Genomic DNA, 18,283 nt, shown 5'->3' on the forward strand with positions numbered 1-18,283 from the left:
AACATGAAACCGAGGCGAGGTGCAGATGATGGCATGGCTTTATGCGCTGTTGGCTTCCCGGCCGGTTGTTTGGCTGCTCTTGTTCGTCAACGCGGCCGGCACCATCTATGGATATTATTGGTATCGTTATCAACTTGCCGATACGCCGCCCATCTTTTTGCCGTTTGTTCCCGACAGTCCGACGGCGAGCCTTTTTTTTCTTGTCGTCCTTGTGGCATGGCTTTTCGGCAGGTCGGCGCCGCTTTTTGAAGCGTTGGCTTTGGTGACGCTTGTTAAGTATGGAATTTGGGCGGTCGTTATGAATGTGCTCGTTTGGCGCGTCACCGGCACGCTCGATTGGGCCGGGTGGATGCTGATCGTTTCGCACGGGGCGATGGCGATCGAAGGAATGCTGTACGCCCGGTTTTATCGATTCCGCTTCCTTCACCTTATGCTGGCGGCCGTGTGGACGCTGCATAACGATGTCATCGACTACGTTTTTGGCATGATGCCGCGCTATAGTGTGCTGGCTGACTACGCCAACGAAATCGGCTATTTTACGTTTTGGTTGAGCATCGCATCGATTGCCGCTGCGTATCAGCTTGGCGTCCGCCTCCGGCGCCAGCCGCTTCTGCCGGGCGGCATGTCTTTCCGGCAGGCATCAGAGTAGAGCGTTGAACACAAGGAGGAACGTTGGGCGGCAGCTTTCTATTATAGATGCAACGAAGAAGTTTAACATATCCTTGACGGAAAAGCGGTTTGTCCATTTTCGACTGTCGAAGGCAAGCCACAGGCTTGCCTCCGTCACGCCAAGGCGTGACGGAAGACCGAACAACCGCCTGCCCTAAAGACCCATATATGGGTCTTTAAGCGGCGTTGTTCGGTCTCCCGACAGTCGATCAGATACTCGGTAAAAGCTGCAAATGGTAAAGCTTCGAATTGCATCTATATAGCAGTTGCCTGGTCTACTCTTGTCCACTCCTTCATACATTGTACTAGTGGATGAGGGAGGGACGATGATGAAGCGAATCGGGCTAGCCATGTTGTTGTCGCTCGCCTTTTTATGGCCAGCGCCCATTGGCGCGGCTGGACAAACAAACGGTTGGGAGCAGTTGGACGATATTTCCGACGAGGCGCTGCAATTGGCGAAAAACGGTCGTTTTGCCGAAGCAAAAGAAGTGCTCCGCTATTTTTCCAAGCGGTTTTTCGCCCTTGGGGCAAAAGAACGGTTGAAATCGGCCGATGAATTGCGGGCGGTGACCGTGACGCATGAGCAGGCAGTCAAGGCGATGACGGCGCCGATCTCCGCGGAAGACAAAGTGGCGGCGATCACCCAGTTTCGCCTTGTTGTTGACGCCATCCATTCGACATACCAGCCGCTTTGGACGGAGATGGAGCCGGCTGTCATGGAGGCGTTTGCCGCGGTCGAAAAGGCGGCACAACAAGGCGAGCAGAAAGCGTATGCCGCTGCCCTCCGCCAGTTGCTTGACCGCTATACATTGATCGAGCCGAGTGTGAAAATCGACGTGCCGCCGGATATCGCGACAAAGGTCGATGATGATCTTGAGGCGTTGCAGGCCGCCGCGTTTTGGCAACGCGGCGAAGACGAGCAGCGCGAGCAACTTGCCGATGCGCGTCAAGATCTTGAAGCGCTGTTTGCCGGGGTGAAAAAGGACGAAGCTGATCCGTCGCTGATTTGGGTGATGATTTCCACTGGCGGAGTGATCGTGTTGACGCTGACGTACGTTGGCTGGCGGAAGTACAAAGGAGAAAAGGAAGAGAAGCGGGCGCGGCAGCCGGAAGACTAAGCACCGGCGCTTTTTGCGAGGGGGAAACGTTTCCCCCTCTTTTTTGTTTTCCCGTCGCTTTGTGCAAGCACCGCCCCGGCACTTTCAAGCGGCGCTTGCCGGGCTTGTCCCGGTTGGGCTTTCGCGCCAGCGGCTTTTCATGGTTCCAGCGGCCGCTTTTGTTCATCGAGCGTAAACCCTTCGCCGAGCACATCATGCACATCGGTGACGGCGACGAACGCATGCGGATCAACGGATATAATGACACTTTTTAAGCGCGGCAGTTCGTTTTTGGCGACGACGCAATACAAGACGTCGCGGTCGCGCTTCGTATACGAGCCGCGCCCTTTCAGCACGGTGACGCCGCGCTCCATCTCTGTCAAGATCCGGTTGGCGATCTCTTCGCTTTTTTCTGAGATGATGGTCGCCCCTTTTGCCGCATAGCCGCCTTCCTGCAGAAAATCAATGACCCGGGCGGCGATAAAGACGGCGACCAACGTATACATCGCCTCGCGGTATGACAGGTAAAGAAGAAGCGACAATGTGATGACGGTGGCGTCAAAGGCAAACATCGTTTTGCCCATGCTGATGCCTTTATATTTATGGACGAGGCGCGCGATAATATCGACGCCTCCGGTTGTGCCGCCGTAGCGGAAAATAATGCCGAGGCCGACGCCGATAAAGACGCCGGCAAACAAGGCGGCGAGCGTCATGTCATGTCGAAGCGGCATATGAATCATGTAGCGTTGAAAGATGGTCAAAAAGACGGAAACGGCGACCGTGCCGATGACGGTATAGAGAAACGTTTGGCGGCCGAGCAGCTTCCAGCCGATGAAAAAGAGCGGAATGTTGAGCGCCAAGTTGGTGATCGCTGGATCCAGTCCGAACAAAAAATAAAGAAGAAGCGTAATGCCGGTAAACCCGCCTTCCGCCAAATTGTTTTGCATGTTGAAATGAACGAGCCCGAAGGCGAAAATAGCGGCGCCAAGCAAAATAAACAGGCAGTTTTTGATCTTTAGTCCAAAAATCATACCGTCCCTCCGTCCGCAAAAATAGTCGGCGCCCTTAATTATAGAGGAACTTGTCCATATAGGCAATGACGAGCGAAAACGGGCGGATTGACAGCGGGCGAAAACATTTGTCAAATGCGCCGCTTTTCGCTAACATGAAAACAGACGAGGTGACAAGCCATGCAGGAGAAAACGATGAAACAAATGCAACAGGAAGTGGATGACTATATCAGTCAATTCAAAGAAGGCTATTTCAGCCCGCTCGCCATGCTGGCGCGGCTGACGGAAGAGCTCGGCGAGCTGGCGCGCGAGGTGAACCATTACTACGGGGAAAAACCGAAAAAGGCGACCGAACAAGAAAAAACGGTGGAAGAAGAGCTGGGCGATTTGCTGTTTGTGCTCATTTGCTTCGCCAATTCGCTCGGCATTGATTTGCAGGCGGCGCACGACCGGGTGATGGACAAGTTTCGCACCCGCGACCGCGACCGCTGGACGCGGAAGGAGGAAGGATCATGACGATTCGCATTGTCATCGCGGGGCCGCGCGGCCGCATGGGCCGAGAAGCGGTTGCGCTCGTGCAGCAAACCGATCACTTTGAACTGGCTGCGGTCATCGACCGCCGTTACGATGGACAAAATTTAGCGGAGATCGACCGATTTTCCGGCGTCAACGCCCCGATTTACACCGATGCGGCCCGCTGTTTTGCGGAGGTGAAGCCGGATGTATTGATCGATTTGACAACGCCGGAAGCCGGAAAGCGGCACACCGAGCTGGCGCTGCGTTACGGCGTTCGTCCGGTCGTCGGCACGACTGGATTTACGCCGGAAGATATCGAGCGGCTCACCAAGCTGGCGGAAGAGAAAGAAATCGGCGCCATCATCGCGCCGAACTTTGCCGTCGGAGCGGTGTTGATGATGAAATTCGCCCGCATGGCGGCCAAATATTTCACTGATGTGGAAATCATTGAATTGCACCATGATCAAAAGCTTGACGCACCGTCCGGAACGGCATTGAAGACGGCGCAGCTCATTGCCGAAGTGCGACCGTCGAAAAAGCAAGGCCACCCGAACGAAAAGGAAACGCTTGCTGGCGCGCGCGGCGCCGCTTACGACGGCATCCCGATCCACAGCGTCCGTCTGCCGGGCTTTGTCGCTCATCAAGAAGTGATTTTCGGCGGCAACGGCCAGACGTTGACGATCCGCCACGATTCGTTCGACCGCCGCTCGTTTATGTCCGGGGTGAAGCTGGCAGTGGAAACGGTGATGCATTTACATACGCTTGTCTATGGGCTGGAGCATATTTTGGAATAGTGTGCAAACTGCGCAAACGGGGGAGAATGGAATGAAAATCGCGTTAATTGCCCATGACCAAAAAAAGGCAGAGATGGTCGCATTTGCGACCGCCTATGCGCCTGTGCTTGCAAACCATGAATTGTACGCCACCGGCACGACCGGCTTGCGCATCCAGGAGGCGACCGGTCTTCCCGTTCATCGCTTCCAATCGGGGCCGTACGGAGGCGACCAAGAAATCGGGGCGATGATCGCCCGCAATGAAATGGATCTGGTCATTTTTTTCCGCGATCCGCTCACCGCCCAGCCGCATGAGCCGGACATCAGCGCATTGATGCGGCTTTGCGACGTCTATGCCGTGCCGTTGGCGACGAACATCGGCACGGCCGAGCTGCTCATCCGCGCGTTGGAGCGCGGCGATTTGGCATGGCGCAGCATTGTGCGCGGCCGAACAAAAGGCGGGGAGGAATCGAAAACAGAAAGGTGACAGCGATGATGGAAACGTGTGACTTGTTGGCGTTCGGCGCCCATCCGGATGATGTCGAAATCGGCATGGGAGGGACGATCGCCAAATACGTACGCCGTGGGTACCGTATTGTCATTTGCGACTTGACGCAAGCCGAGCTGTCGTCCAACGGCACGGTCGACGAGCGGCAGAGAGAGGCGGCCGAGGCGGCCCGCCGGCTCGGTGTATCCGAGCGGTTCAATCTTGGGCTGCCTGACCGCGGCCTTTACGTCGAGGAAGAGGCGATCCGCCAGATCACAGCGGTCATCCGCCGCTGCCGGCCGCGCCTTGTATTCGCCCCCTATTGGGAAGATCGACATCCGGATCACGGGCGATGCGCCCGCCTTGTCGAGGAAGCGGTCTTTTCCGCCGGCATCCGCCGCTATGGCGCCGGAGAGCTTGGCGATGCGCACCGCGTTCGGGCGGTGTATTATTATATGATCAATGCCTTTTGCCGCCCGCATTTTCTCATCGATATTAGCGAAACGATCGATGACAAGCTGGACAGCCTGCGCGCGTACGAAAGCCAGTTTCAAAAACGGCCTGGCTCGGTTGACACCCCGCTGACCAACGGCTACATCGAGATGATTGAAAGCCGCGAGCGCTGGTTCGGTCAACAAATCGGCGCGGCGTATGCGGAAGGGTTTTTGACGAAAACGCCGATTCATCTTTCCAATTTGTTTGAGGAGGAGCGATGAAGCTGAAAATCGGGATTGTTTGCTATCCGACGGTCGGGGGCTCCGGAGTGGTCGCCACTGAGCTTGGCAAGCTGCTGGCGGAGCGGGGGCATGAGATTCACTTTATCTCATCGAGCATGCCGTTTCGTTTGAATAAAGTGTACGGCAACATTTATTATCATGAAGTCAGTGTCAACCAATATTCCGTCTTTCAATACCCGCCGTACGATTTGGCATTGGCAAGCAAAATTGCTGAGGTGGCAAAGCGGGAACGGCTCGATGTGCTTCATGCCCATTACGCCGTTCCTCATGCCGTCTGTGCGGTGTTGGCGCGGCAAATGGTCGGCGAGCTGCCGATCATCACGACGCTGCACGGCACGGATATCACCGTGTTAGGCTATGATCCGTCGCTTTCCGATATGATCAAATTTGGCATCGAGCAGTCGGATATCGTTACGGCGGTGTCTGACGCCCTTGCCCGGCAGACGTATGAACTGCTCGATGTGCAAGCGACGATCCATACCGTCTACAATTTTGTCGATGAACGCGTCTACCGTCGCCGGGAAGCGGGCCATTTACGGCGCGAGTACGGCATTCGCGACGATGAACGAGTTGTGATCCATGTCTCGAATTTCCGGAAAGTGAAGCGTGTGCCTGATGTAGTGCGAGCGTTTGCCATCGTGCGCCGGCACGTGCCAGCCAAGCTCTTGCTTGTCGGCGACGGTCCGGAAATGACCGTCGTCTGCCGGCTTGTGAAAGAGCTTGGGCTGCAAGATGATGTCCGCTTTTTAGGAAAACAGGATAAACTCGAAGAGCTGTATTCGATCAGTGATGTGATGATGCTTTTGTCGGAAAAAGAAAGCTTCGGGCTCGTATTGCTTGAAGCGATGGCGTGCGGCGTTCCGTGCATCGGCACGGCCATCGGCGGGATTCCGGAAGTGATTGAGGATGGGAAAACCGGGTTTTTATGCCCGCTTGGCGATGTCAAAGAGGCGGCAAGACAGGCGATGGCGCTGTTGACAGACTGCCGGTTGCACGCTGAGATGGCAAGACAGGCGGTGCAAACGGTCGAGCGCAAGTTCCGCTCGGCCGACATCGTCGGCCAGTATGAACAGCTGTACGCTTCGCTTGCGGCAAGGAAGGTGAAACGATGAAACCGCCGTTTGAACAGGCGCTCGGCATTATCCGACAATTGAAGCGGCATGGCTATGAGGCGTATTTTGTCGGCGGCGCGGTGCGCGACTTGTTGATCGGGCGTGCGATCGGCGACGTCGATATCGCGACAAGCGCTCTGCCGGAAGAAGTGATGCGCTTGTTTCCGAAAACGATCGACGTCGGTTCGAAACACGGCACGGTCGTCGTCGTGCATGAAGGAACGGCGTACGAAGTGACGACATTCCGCACGGACGGCGATTATGAAGACCATCGCCGTCCGGAGTCGGTGACGTTCGTTCGTTCGCTTGAGGAAGACTTAAAGCGCCGCGATTTCACGATGAACGCCATCGCCATGGATGAACGCGGAACGATCATTGATCCGTTTGGCGGACAAGAGGCGATCGAGCGGCGGCTCATTTGCACGGTCGGGGCGGCGGACGAACGGTTTCGCGAAGATGCGCTCCGCATGATGCGGGCTGTTCGCTTCGTCAGCCAACTTGGATTTGCCCTTGCTGAGGACACGAAGCGGGCGATCGTCCAAAACGCACCGCTTATGGCCCACATTTCTGTCGAACGGATGACCATGGAAATGGAAAAACTGCTCGCCGGTCCGTTCGTTGCCGAAGCGCTGCCGCTGTTGGCCGATACCGGGCTGTTCGCTTATTTGCCTGGGCTGGCCGAAAAAGAGCAGCTGCTGCGCTCGGCCGCCGCCTCTCGCTGGCCGTGGCTTACAAAGCGTGAAGAGCGCTGGGCGCTTCTTTGCCGCGCGCTTGATGTCAAAGACATTCGTCCGTTTTTGCGCGCCTGGAAGCTTCCCAACAAAGTAATCGATGAAGCTGGCGCCATTTTGGCGGCGCTCGATGATGTCCCTAGGCCGGAGGCGTGGACGAACGAACAGTTGTTTTTGGCCGGCCTCGAGCGAGCGCTATCGGTTGAAGCGGTGCGCGCCGCGCTTTGCGGCGCGCCGTCTGAACCTCATCATGAGGAGCTCCGCCGCCGCTTTGCGGCGCTGCCGATCAAAACGAAAGGGGAGCTTGCCGTCAACGGGAAAGACGTCATTCGCTGGGCTGGAAAACCGGCCGGTCCGTGGGTGAAAGAGACGCTGGATGCCATCTGGCGGGCGGTCGTCAGCAGCGAAGTCGAAAATGAGAAGGAGCGGATTTACGCATGGCTCATGGAGCGCAATCGGACACACGAAAAAAACTGTTAGAGTTGTTTGCCGAAGCGAACGGCGAGTTTTTGTCCGGGCAAAAAATCAGCGAACAGCTCGGCTGTTCGCGGGCGGCGGTATGGAAGCATATCGAGGAGCTACGCAAAGAAGGATTTGAACTCGAAGCAGTGCGCCGCCTTGGCTACCGGATTATCAGCACGCCGGATAAAGTGACGGCCAACGAAATCCAGCTCGGCTTAAAAACGGAAAAACTTGGCCACACGATCCACTTTTTTGACGAAGTCGATTCGACGCAGCGCATTGCGGCAAGGCTCGCGTATGAAGGGGCGCCGGAAGGAACGCTCGTCGTCGCGGAAGAGCAAAAGGCTGGGCGCGGGCGTTTGGATCGGAAATGGTTTTCCCCAAAAGGGACGGGCATTTGGATGAGCCTCATTTTGCGGCCGGCCATCCCGCCGCAGCGGGCGCCGCAGCTGACACTGCTTGCCGCGGTGGCCGTCAGCCAGGCGATTCAGGAAGTGACCGGGCTTGTCCCAGACATTAAATGGCCGAATGACATTTTGCTTGACGGCAGAAAGTGCGTCGGCATTTTAACGGAGCTGCAAGCCGACCCTGACCGCGTCCATTCGGTCATCATCGGCATCGGCATCAACGTCAACCAAACGATCGAGCAGTTTCCGGAGGATATCCGGGCCATCGCGACATCGCTGGCCATTGAAAAGGGCGGGCCCGTAAAGCGCGCCCCGCTCATTCAAGAAATTTTGTTCCGGCTTGAGCGGCTGTATGAGCAATATTTGGCGCATGGCTTCCGTCCGATTAAGCTTCTTTGGGAAGGGTACGCCGTTTCGATCGGCAAGCCGGTGACAGCGAGAACGCTGAACGGCGTGATTCGCGGCATCGCCCGCGGCATCACTGACGACGGGCTGCTCATCCTTGAAGATGAGCAAAAGAACATCCATTACATCCATTCTGCCGATATTCAGTTCTAATTTGCCACTAGAAAAATTGTAACAATTTTGTTAAAATACAAAGCGAGGAAAAGGGCAGTATCTTTCGCAAGAAGAACTGCACCGAGGCCGACAGCACGAATAGGTGAAGGAAATGATCTGCCTTGATCCTTTTTTGAAGGACTAGGACAGAGGGATGAACGAAACCGACGGCGGTTTTATGGCGTCCTTCTTTCTCAAGGCGGGAAAGAAGGACGTTTTGTTTCGGGCGGTTCATCTCCTCTGCAGTCAAAGAGGAGGGAACGAAAATGAAAGCGAAAACCGATTTTTTCCACATGAAGCAGGCGGGCGAGCCGATCGTGATGGTGACCGCCTACGATTTTCCGTCCGCGAAGCTTGCCGAGCAAGCCGGCGTCGACATGATTTTGGTCGGCGATTCGCTCGGCATGGTTGTGCTCGGGTATGATTCAACGATCCCGGTGACGGTCGATGATATGATCCACCATACGAAGGCGGTTCGCCGCGGTGCGCCGAACACGTTTATTGTCACCGATATGCCGTTTATGTCGTACCATGCGTCCAAAGAAGAGGCGCTGCAAAACGCCCGCCGCATCATGCAAGAGTCAGGGGCGAACGCCGTTAAAGTCGAAGGGGCGGATGAAGTCGTCGACATGATTGCCGCGCTGACGAAAGCCGGCGTGCCGGTCGTTGCCCATCTCGGGTTGACGCCGCAATCGGTCGGCGTTCTTGGCGGCTATAAAGTGCAAGGCAAAGATGCCGAAAGTGCGAAAAAGCTGCTCGATGATGCGAAACAATGCGAGCAGGCGGGAGCGATCGCCCTTGTCTTAGAGTGTGTTCCGAAGCAGCTCGGGGCGGCCATGGCCCGGGAACTCACCATTCCCGTCATCGGCATCGGCGCTGGGGCGGAAGTCGACGGTCAAGTGCTCGTGTATCACGATTTGCTTGGCTACGGTGTCACCCGCGTGCCGAAGTTTGTGAAACAATACGCGTCCATCCAAGAGACGATCGTCGAGGCGTTAGCCAACTACGTCGCTGATGTCAAACTGCGCCAGTTCCCGGAGCCGGCGCACACGTTTACGATGAAGGAAGAAGAATGGGTGGCGCTTTACGGAGGAAAGCAAGGATGATCGTGATGGATCAGATTGCAGCGATGCAGGCGCTCATGCGCCAATATCGCCGTGAAGGAAAGACGATCGGGTTCGTTCCGACGATGGGCTATTTGCATGAAGGGCATACCTCCCTCATCGATCGGGCGCGCGCGGAAAACGACATCGTCGTCCTAAGCGTTTTCGTCAACCCGCTTCAGTTCGGACCGAACGAAGACTTTGCCCGCTATCCGCGCGATTTCGAGCGCGACCGGCGCATCGCCGAACAGCATGGAGTCGACGTCTTGTTCCATCCGGAAGCGGACGAGATGTATCCGGAGCCGCTTACCGTACGAGCGATCGTTCAAGCGCGCGCCGACGTGCTGTGCGGACGGTCGCGCCCCGGCCATTTTGACGGCGTGGCGACGGTGCTCATTAAGCTGTTCAACATTGTTATGCCCGACCGCGCGTACTTTGGGATGAAAGATGCCCAACAGGTGGCGGTCGTCGACGGCTTGATCCGCGATCTCAATTTTCCGATCGAGCTCGTGCCGGTGCCGACGGTCCGCGAGGCGGACGGGCTGGCGAAAAGCTCGCGCAACGTCTATTTGTCGCCGCAAGAACGGAGTGAGGCGCCGGCGCTGTATGCAGCGCTTCAAGCGGCCGCTTCCGCCGTCGAACGAGGAGAGCGGAGCGCAGCGGCCATCCGCCGGATGGTTAGAGAGCATATTGAAGCGCATACGCACGCTGAGATCGATTATGTCGAAGTATGTTCATATCCGGATTTGACGCCGCTTGAGACGCTCGCCGGGACAGTGCTGATCGCTGTCGCCGTCCGATTTGCGAGCGCCCGGTTGATCGACAATATCATGATTGAGTTGCCCAAAACCGGCGAACAAGGGGATGGAAAGGGGGAGCAAGCATGTTTCGCACGCTCATGAACGCCAAAATTCACCGCGCTCGTGTAACAGAGGCCAATCTCGATTACGTCGGCAGCATTACGATCGATGAAGATATTTTGGATGCCGTCGGCATTGTGGCTAATGAAAAAGTACAGGTAGTGAACAATAATAATGGAGCCCGTTTTGAAACATACGTCATCCCCGGCGAGCGCGGCAGCGGCGTCTTTTGCCTAAACGGCGCCGCCGCCCGCCTTGTGCAAAAAGGGGACGTTATTATCGTCATCTCATATGTGCTCGTTCCAGAGGAAAAAATCGCCGCCCATCGACCGAAAATCGCGATTATGGACGAAAACAACCGGATTGTGCAGCTCATCGCCGAAGAGCCGGCGCATACGGTTTTATGAGGGCAAAAAGGGGCTTTCCGCCCCTTTTCGTTTTGAGGTGATCGTTTATGGCAACGCGCTTTGTCATCATTGACTTGGAGACAACCGGAAATGGGCCGAAAAAAGGCGATCGGATCATCCAGCTCGGCATGGCGGTCGTCGAAGATGGCCTGATTGTCGAACGGTTTGCCAGCTTTTTTAACCCGGAACGGCCCATTCCGCTGTTCATTCAGCAGCTGACGAACATCAACGAACAGATGGTCGAAGGAGCGCCGCTGTTTGCTGACAAGGCGGGCGAGATCGCCGCCTTGATGCACGGTGCTTACTTTGTCGCCCATAACGTCGACTTTGATTTGCCGTTTTTGCAGGCCGAGCTTGAACGGGCTGGCTGGCCGCCGTTTTCCGGTCCGACGATCGATACGGTCGAGCTCGCCCGCATCGTGTTGCCGACTGCCGAAAGCTATAAGCTCGGCGATTTGGCGAGGCAGCTCGGCCTCCACCACAATCGTCCGCATCAAGCGGACAGCGATGCGGAAGTGACCGCCAAGCTGTTCATTGCCTTGCTCAAGCGGCTCTCCCGTCTGCCGCTTATGACGCTTGAGCAACTGCGCGGTCTTGCCCGCCACTTGAAAAGCGATATTTACTTGCTCCTTGATGCGGTCATCGCCAAAAAGCGGAACAAGGCGCCGGCCGACCGCGCTGTCGCCGTATACCGCGGCATTGCGTTGAAACAACCGGCGCCGGAGCCAGATGAGAGCGATCGGCGCCCCGCTTTGGCTTCGTTCGCTGCCTTTTGCGAACAGGAGCCGCCCCTTCCGCTTCCCGGCTACAAGCGGCGCGCGGGGCAGTGGGAGATGATGCGGCTCGTTTATGAGGCGCTGTCGACGTCCCAGCACGCGCTCATTGAAGCAGGGACCGGACTTGGCAAATCGCTCGCCTATTTGATTCCCGCTGCTTTTTTTGCCTGTGAGCAGCAAGAGCGGGTCGTCATCAGCACGCATACCCTCCAGCTGCAGGAGCAGCTCATTCGCCGCGATTGGCCGGTATTGCGGCAAATCGCGCCGTTTCCGCTCCGCGTTGCCGTTTTGAAAGGGAAGCAAAATTACTTATCCCTTGACAAGTTCGCTTCGTTTTTGTCGGAGCCGTCTGACACGTACGATGCGGCTCTCTTGAAGTGCCAGGTGCTCGTTTGGCTGCTTGAGACCGACAGCGGCGACTTGGACGAATTGAATGTGTCATCCGGCGCCCGTCTCCTATTGTCCGCGCTTGCCATCGGCGAAGAGGAAGACGGCGGGCGGCATCATTTTTTCGCCCGGGCGAAAGAGCGCTCCGAACGGGCGGATGTGGTCATTACCAACCATGCGCTTTTGCTTCATGATTTGACCGGCCCGGCGCCGCTTTTGCCGCCGTTTCGCCATCTGATCATCGATGAGGCGCATCGGCTTGAAGATGCCGCCGCCCGGTGTTTTGGCGAGCAGATTAGCTATGTGTCGTTTCGCCTGCTGACCGCCAAAATCGCGCAGACGATCGCGAAATGGGTAGAAGCAGAACAGGACGCACCGAATGGGGCTCTTGTCCGTTGCCAGCAACGCCTTGAGGAGCTGCAGTTTGAAGGGGACGAGCTGTTCCGCCTGTTGCGCCGCTATGCGTTGGACAAAAAGCCGGCTCGCGCTGGACGTTGCCGCTATCGCTTTTCGCCGACGGACGAACAGAGCCGGGCGTGGCAGGCGGCGGTGGAGTTATGCTGGCGCCTGCGCGATTTGGCGGCGGCGCTATCCGCTGAAGCGAAGCCGCTTCTATCCGCTGATACGAGTGGCGATTTCCCACCATCCGCCTTGCTGTCGGCTGATTTGGCGGCTCTCAACCGGCAAATGGCTGCGCTCGTGCGTTTGCTGACCGAAAAGGAGCCGGGTGTCGTCCGGTGGATCGAAGCGGACGAAAAAGGGGCGGCGAACGCTGTCCGCCTTTACTCGCAGCCGGTTGACCTTGCTGACTTTTTCGCCGATCAACTGTTTATGAAAAAACGGAGCGTCGTTTTGACGTCGGCGACGCTCACTGTCCGCGGCCGGTTCACGTATATGGCGGCGCGTCTCGGTCTTGAGGATTTTTATCCACTTTGCCGCTCGTTTCCGTCGCCGTTTCGTTACGAGGAGCAGGCCGCGCTCTTCGTGCCGGCGGACATGCCGCTCGTTTCTGCCGTGCCGCTTGAAGATTACGCCGAAGCGGTCGCCGCTTCGGTGCTTGCGATCGCCCGACGCCTCGGACGGCGGGTGCTTGTGTTGTTCCCTTCGTATGAACTGTTGAAACTGACGGTTGATGCGTTGAAGACGGAGGAAGAAGGCGAGCCGTTTGTTTTGATCGCTCAAGGGGTGCAAAGCGGCAGTCCGGCAAAGCTCTTGCGGACGTTTTTGCAGTTTGAGCATGCGGTGTTGTTTGGGACGAGCAGCTTTTGGGAAGGGGTCGATCTGCCAGGTTCAGCGCTCGATGTGCTTGTCATCGCCCGCTTGCCGTTTGCGCCCCCGGACGATCCCGTGATGGAGGCAAAAAGCGAGCGCATTCGCCTAGGAGGCGGCGATCCGTTTTCCGAGCTGGCGCTTCCTGAGGCGGTGCTTCGTTTTAAGCAAGGGTTTGGCCGTCTCATTCGCACTGAAGACGACAAAGGAGCCGTATTTGTGCTGGATCGGCGGCTGATGTCTTCCCTGTACGGCGCGGATTTCCTCGCTTCCTTGCCGCCGCTTTCGGTGCATGAAGGCGCGCTTTCTGAGCTGCTCGACGAAGCGGAAACTTGGCTTTCTTAAAGCGCGCTTTTTATTTCTCATAAAGATGGACGAAACGGCGCAATCTAAAGGTGTCAGGCGGCAAAAAACCCCGCATGAAGCGGGGGCAAAGAAGCAAATTGGCGTTGACGGTGTAGGCGGGCAAATTTGTTATGAAATGATCGGACAAACCTGCTATAATAGGAAAGAAGCACAACTGCGATGACAGTTTGCGCCTTGCCGTTTGGCTTTGTCGGCTTGGCCGCAGAGGTGCGAAGAAGCACGCCTTTGATGTCACCTTCGCTGTATTTGTATTGTTGCCGGAGCCGCCGGCGTGTATAAGTAACAAAATTTGCGCCGCACAGGAGGAAACGACGAAAATGGAAAGCAAAATCGAAGTGCTCGCTACCGTCAAAGTTCAGCACTCCGACGACTTGTACAAAATTGTCGACTGCTTGAACCGAACGCTAAAGCGCGACAATTTGATGTTTGGCCTTGCCTTGGATGAAAACGACAAGCGCCAGGCCATCTTTACGATTTATCGGACGTGATCACGATGAAAAAGTGGGGTTGGTTCACTCTGCTTTTTTTTGGATTCCTCATTTGGCAGGCATGGTCGATTTATGACGAGGCGATGGCGCCCAAACGGCTGATGGTGGAACATGCATTGGCGCGGGCGAAGGAAGCCGCCGGGCTTGCTGATGTGAAGAAAGTCTATACATATTATGGCGACGAAGCGTGCACCGTATTCATCGGAAGAACAAAACAAGGGAAAGCGGTCGTCGTTTGGGTGCCTGAAAAAAAGGGGAGTGTCGTCGTCAAGGGCGTGGACAGCGGCATCAGCGAGGCGGAAGCGCGCGCCATTTTGCAGCGCGACCGCCGACCGCGGCGCATCATCGACGCGACGCTTGGCATGGAAAAAGGCGTGCCTCTTTGGGAGTTGACATATATTGATGCGCAAGGAAGGTATTCGTTTTATTATCTTCACTTTGCGGATGGGGCCTTCCTGAAGAGGTACAGTTTTCAACAGTGAGGACGTGAGGGGGAAGAAGCGATGAAGCTGGCAAAACGGGTGGCGTCGCTGACGCCATCGGCGACATTGGCCATTACGGCGAAAGCAAAGGAACTGAAAGCGGCCGGATACGACGTGATCGGCCTTGGGGCCGGCGAACCGGATTTCAACACGCCCCAGCACATTATCGCGGCGGCCATCAAGGCGATGAATGAAGGGCATACGAAATATACGCCATCAGGCGGGCTGCCGGCGCTGAAAGAGGAAATCATCAAAAAGTTTGCCCGCGATCAAGGGCTTTCGTACGAGCCGGCGGAAATCATCGTCTGTGTCGGGGCGAAGCATGCGCTTTATACGCTCTTTCAAGTGCTGCTTGATGAAGGCGATGAGGTCATCATTCCGACGCCGTATTGGGTGAGCTACCCGGAACAAGTGAAGCTGGCTGGCGGCGTTCCGGTTTACGTTGAAGGGCTGGAAGAAAACGACTTTAAAATGACGCCGGATCAGCTGAAACAGGCGATTACCCCGAAGACGAAGGCGGTTATTATCAACTCCCCGAGCAATCCGACCGGCATGATTTATACGGCCGAGGAGCTGAAAGCGCTCGGGGAAGTATGCTTGGCGCATGGCGTGTTGATCGTTTCGGACGAAATTTATGAAAAATTGATTTACGGCGGGGCGAAACATGTGTCGATCGCCGAACTGTCGCCGGAGCTGAAGGAGCAGACGATCATCATCAACGGCGTATCGAAATCGCACTCGATGACAGGGTGGCGCATCGGCTACGCGGCTGGACCGAAAGACATCATTCAAGCGATGACCGATTTAGCAAGCCATAGCACATCGAATCCGACATCGATCGCTCAATATGCGGCCATTGCCGCCTACAGCGGGCCGCAGGAGCCGGTCGAACAAATGCGCCAAGCGTTTGAAGAACGGCTCAACATCATTTATGACAAGCTTGTGCAAATTCCAGGCTTCACCTGCATCAAACCGCAAGGAGCGTTTTATTTGTTCCCGAACGCCCGAAAGGCGGCGGATATGGCCGAATGCCGCACGGTCGACGAGTTCGTCGCCGCCTTGTTGGAGGAAGCGAAAGTCGCGCTCGTGCCTGGTTCTGGGTTTGGGGCGCCGGATTACGTCCGCTTGTCGTACGCGACCTCGCTTGAGGCGCTCGAGACAGCGATCGAACGCATCCGCCGGTTTATGGAGGCGCGGGCCTAAGGCGCTTTGCGCCAAGGTGTCAGAGTGGAAAGAAAAGGGCGGCTTTGTTTGGCGCAAAGCCGCTTTTTCCGCGTCGGTGGGAGCGGCGGACTGTCGGCTGGCTCCGGGCGGCTGCGCCGAAGGGCGATTGGTGGGGGCAGCGTCGTTTTGCGCTGCTTTGGCTGGTCGTTGCCGTGACGCCGACGGAACGGTATAATAGCGAATGATGGACGTGTTGATTATTGGAGGGAATCAGTGCGTGAAAACGACGACGATTGCGGAAGTGAATCAATACGTAGGACAACAAGTGACGATCGGCGCTTGGCTCGCGAACAAGCGCTCAAGCGGGAAAATCGTCTTTTTGCAGCTGCGCGACGGCACTGGCTTTATTCAAGGCGTCGTCGAAAAGGCGAACGTCTCGGAAGAGGTGTTTCAACGCGCAAAAACATTGACGCAAGAAACGTCGCTCTATGTGACGGGCACGGTGCGCATCGACGAGCGCTCCCCATTTGGCTACGAGCTGTCGGTTGCCGATTTGCAAGTCATTCAAGAAGCAGTTGACTATCCGATTACGCCGAAAGAGCATGGCGTCGAATTTTTGATGGACCATCGCCACCTTTGGCTTCGGTCGCGGCGCCAGCACGCGATCATGAAAATTCGCAACGAAATCATCCGGGCGACGTATGAGTTTTTCAACGACCGCGGGTTTGTGAAAGTCGACGCCCCGATTTTGACTGGCAGCGCACCGGAAGGAACGACCGAACTGTTTCATACGAAATATTTTGATGAGGATGCCTATTTGTCGCAAAGCGGCCAGCTCTACATGGAAGCGGCGGCGATGGCGCTCGGCAAAGTGTTCTCATTCGGCCCGACGTTCCGCGCCGAAAAATCGAAAACACGCCGCCATTTGATCGAGTTTTGGATGGTGGAGCCGGAAATGGCGTTTTATGAGTTTGAAGACAATTTGCGGCTGCAAGAAGAGTACGTCTCCTACCTTGTGCAGTCGGTGCTCGAGCGCTGCCGGCTTGAACTCGGGCGGCTCGGGCGCGACGTGTCGAAGCTTGAGCTGGTCAAACCGCCGTTTCCGCGCCTAACGTATGATGAGGCGATCAAGCTGCTTCATGAAAAAGGATTGACCGACATCGAGTGGGGCGATGACTTCGGTGCGCCGCATGAGACGGCCATCGCCGAAAGTTTTGACAAACCGGTGTTCATCACCCACTATCCGACCTCTTTGAAGCCGTTTTATATGCAGCCGGACCCGAACCGCCCCGACGTTGTGCTATGCGCCGATTTGATTGCGCCGGAAGGATACGGGGAAATCATTGGCGGCTCGGAACGGATTCACGATTATGAGCTGCTCAAGCGCCGCCTTGAAGAGCACCATTTGCCGCTTGAAGCGTATGAATGGTATTTGGATTTGCGCAAATACGGTTCTGTGCCGCATTCAGGGTTCGGGCTCGGCTTGGAGCGCACCGTCGCTTGGATTTGCGGCGTCGAACATGTGCGCGAGACGATTCCGTTCCCGCGGCTGCTCAACCGGCTTTATCCGTAAAAAACCCCCTGCAAAAAGGGGGTTTTTTCGCCGCCGTCATGTTATACTATAGTTGAGGTGCATCGGCATGGAAAAGAAAAAGGTGGCCGAATGGCTGGCGCAAGGAAGCATCGCCGTCCCGAAGCTGCTGCTTGGCCACTACAAGCAGCTTGGGTTGGGCGAGGGGGAGCTCGTCTTGCTTTTGCATATGCAGTCGTTTTTCGAAGAAGGCGTCTTGTTTCCGACGCCGGCCGAGCTGGCCGAAAGAATGACGGTCTCGGCAGCGGAATGCATGGATATGGTGCGTCGGCTCTTGCAAAAAGGGATGATCGCGATTGAAGAGCATACGGATGAACAAGGCATTCGCAACGAAAAATATACGCTTGAACCGCTTTGGGAGAAGCTCGTGCATCATTTGTACACCCACGCGGCTCAACAGGGGGAACTCGGCCGGCAGGAGGAAGAGGAGAGCTTATACACCGTTTTTGAGCAGGAGTTTGGCCGCCCGCTCTCCCCGTTCGAGTGTGAAACGCTTGCGATGTGGATCGATCAAGACGGCCATGAGCCGGCCATCATTAAAGCGGCGCTGCGCGAAGCGGTGCTGTCGGGGAAGTTGAATTTCCGCTACATCGATCGCATCTTGTTTGAATGGAAAAAGAATGGCATTCGCACGATTGAACAGGCGCACGACTACGGCAAAAAGTTTCGCAAGCCGTCCTCCCGTTCGGCGAAACAGACGGCGGGAGAATTTAAACAGACGATCCCGTTTTTCAATTGGCTCGACTCGTAACGAGAGGCGCTGTCTCTCGTTTTTGTTTGTCCAAAAATGGCCAATCGAACCGGTAAAAGGCGTCGTTTTATTCGGGCCAA

20 protein-coding genes are annotated in these 18,283 nt (G+C 56.3%); 19 read left to right on the forward strand and 1 reads right to left on the reverse strand.

Annotation, left to right across the window (positions count from 1 at the left end; all coding sequences use genetic code 11):
* The first annotated feature begins 28 nt into the window (after positions 1-28).
* Entirely contained in the window at positions 29-649 is a 621-nt protein-coding gene (lhaT, locus tag ABS784_RS05705; RefSeq protein ID WP_011231674.1) for a lipoprotein heptaprenylglyceryl N-acetyltransferase LhaT, read from the forward strand.
* A 349-nt stretch (positions 650-998) separates the two neighbouring features.
* Positions 999-1,787: a sporulation protein YpjB gene (ypjB, locus tag ABS784_RS05710; RefSeq protein ID WP_015375261.1), complete on the forward strand. Its 789-nt coding sequence runs from the start codon at positions 999-1,001 to the stop codon at positions 1,785-1,787.
* A gap of 137 nt (positions 1,788-1,924) precedes the next feature.
* Here the strand turns inward: ypjB and ABS784_RS05715 are convergent, their stop codons facing one another.
* The gene (locus ABS784_RS05715) at positions 1,925-2,797 is read right to left on the reverse strand and encodes a YitT family protein (RefSeq protein WP_352511751.1); all 873 of its coding nucleotides are present in this window, start codon (positions 2,795-2,797) and stop codon (positions 1,925-1,927) included.
* 159 nt (positions 2,798-2,956) lie between these two features.
* Here ABS784_RS05715 and ABS784_RS05720 point away from each other — a divergent pair, with 159 nt between their 5' ends.
* From ABS784_RS05720 to ABS784_RS05800, 17 genes are all read left to right on the forward strand, one after another.
* A complete protein-coding gene (locus ABS784_RS05720; RefSeq protein WP_011231671.1) occupies positions 2,957-3,292 on the forward strand; it encodes a nucleotide pyrophosphohydrolase in 336 nt (111 codons plus the stop codon).
* Positions 3,289-4,086, forward strand: coding sequence for a 4-hydroxy-tetrahydrodipicolinate reductase (dapB, locus tag ABS784_RS05725; protein WP_014196195.1), 798 nt, complete (start codon positions 3,289-3,291; stop codon positions 4,084-4,086). Before ABS784_RS05720 ends, dapB begins: the two co-directional genes overlap by 4 nt.
* A 31-nt stretch (positions 4,087-4,117) precedes the next feature.
* On the forward strand, positions 4,118-4,552 hold the full coding sequence (locus ABS784_RS05730; RefSeq protein ID WP_013144914.1) for a methylglyoxal synthase: 435 nt from the start codon (positions 4,118-4,120) through the stop codon (positions 4,550-4,552).
* Between the two features lie 5 nt (positions 4,553-4,557).
* The gene (gene bshB1, locus ABS784_RS05735; RefSeq protein WP_014196194.1) at positions 4,558-5,268 is read left to right on the forward strand and encodes a bacillithiol biosynthesis deacetylase BshB1; all 711 of its coding nucleotides are present in this window, start codon (positions 4,558-4,560) and stop codon (positions 5,266-5,268) included.
* Positions 5,265-6,401 (forward strand): N-acetyl-alpha-D-glucosaminyl L-malate synthase BshA, encoded by a 1,137-nt coding sequence (gene bshA / locus ABS784_RS05740; RefSeq protein ID WP_011231667.1) that lies wholly within the window; start codon positions 5,265-5,267, stop codon positions 6,399-6,401. Before bshB1 ends, bshA begins: the two co-directional genes overlap by 4 nt.
* Entirely contained in the window at positions 6,398-7,612 is a 1,215-nt protein-coding gene (locus ABS784_RS05745; protein ID WP_352511754.1) for a CCA tRNA nucleotidyltransferase, read from the forward strand. Before bshA ends, ABS784_RS05745 begins: the two co-directional genes overlap by 4 nt.
* Positions 7,570-8,559 carry a bifunctional biotin--[acetyl-CoA-carboxylase] synthetase/biotin operon repressor gene (locus tag ABS784_RS05750; protein WP_014196192.1) on the forward strand — a complete coding sequence of 330 codons (990 nt, stop codon included), beginning with the start codon at positions 7,570-7,572 and terminating at the stop codon, positions 8,557-8,559. Before ABS784_RS05745 ends, ABS784_RS05750 begins: the two co-directional genes overlap by 43 nt.
* Before the next feature lie 266 nt (positions 8,560-8,825).
* Entirely contained in the window at positions 8,826-9,665 is an 840-nt protein-coding gene (gene panB / locus ABS784_RS05755; RefSeq protein WP_011231664.1) for a 3-methyl-2-oxobutanoate hydroxymethyltransferase, read from the forward strand.
* Entirely contained in the window at positions 9,662-10,564 is a 903-nt protein-coding gene (gene panC, locus ABS784_RS05760; protein ID WP_014196191.1) for a pantoate--beta-alanine ligase, read from the forward strand. Before panB ends, panC begins: the two co-directional genes overlap by 4 nt.
* Positions 10,546-10,929, forward strand: coding sequence for an aspartate 1-decarboxylase (panD, locus tag ABS784_RS05765; RefSeq protein ID WP_013144919.1), 384 nt, complete (start codon positions 10,546-10,548; stop codon positions 10,927-10,929). The genes panC and panD overlap by 19 nt, the downstream gene beginning before the upstream one ends.
* Before the next feature lie 47 nt (positions 10,930-10,976).
* Entirely contained in the window at positions 10,977-13,706 is a 2,730-nt protein-coding gene (gene dinG, locus ABS784_RS05770; RefSeq protein WP_352511757.1) for an ATP-dependent DNA helicase DinG, read from the forward strand.
* 338 nt (positions 13,707-14,044) lie between these two features.
* Positions 14,045-14,215: a YpmA family protein gene (locus tag ABS784_RS05775; RefSeq protein WP_011231659.1), complete on the forward strand. Its 171-nt coding sequence runs from the start codon at positions 14,045-14,047 to the stop codon at positions 14,213-14,215.
* 5 nt (positions 14,216-14,220) lie between these two features.
* Positions 14,221-14,697, forward strand: a complete 477-nt coding sequence (locus ABS784_RS05780) for a cell wall elongation regulator TseB-like domain-containing protein (protein ID WP_031212755.1) — start codon at positions 14,221-14,223, stop codon at positions 14,695-14,697.
* Between the two features lie 21 nt (positions 14,698-14,718).
* Positions 14,719-15,900 carry a pyridoxal phosphate-dependent aminotransferase gene (locus ABS784_RS05785; RefSeq protein ID WP_352511760.1) on the forward strand — a complete coding sequence of 394 codons (1,182 nt, stop codon included), beginning with the start codon at positions 14,719-14,721 and terminating at the stop codon, positions 15,898-15,900.
* 24 nt (positions 15,901-15,924) lie between these two features.
* A complete protein-coding gene (locus ABS784_RS05790) occupies positions 15,925-16,077 on the forward strand; it encodes a hypothetical protein (protein ID WP_352511761.1) in 153 nt (50 codons plus the stop codon).
* A gap of 28 nt (positions 16,078-16,105) precedes the next feature.
* On the forward strand, positions 16,106-17,434 hold the full coding sequence (asnS, locus tag ABS784_RS05795) for an asparagine--tRNA ligase (protein WP_352511790.1): 1,329 nt from the start codon (positions 16,106-16,108) through the stop codon (positions 17,432-17,434).
* A gap of 67 nt (positions 17,435-17,501) precedes the next feature.
* The gene (locus tag ABS784_RS05800) at positions 17,502-18,203 is read left to right on the forward strand and encodes a DnaD domain-containing protein (RefSeq protein WP_352511763.1); all 702 of its coding nucleotides are present in this window, start codon (positions 17,502-17,504) and stop codon (positions 18,201-18,203) included.
* Positions 18,204-18,283 lie beyond the last annotated feature (80 nt).

Origin of the sequence: Geobacillus sp. G4 (assembly GCF_040327975.1) — a bacterium.
GTDB lineage: Bacteria > Bacillota > Bacilli > Bacillales > Anoxybacillaceae > Geobacillus > Geobacillus thermoleovorans.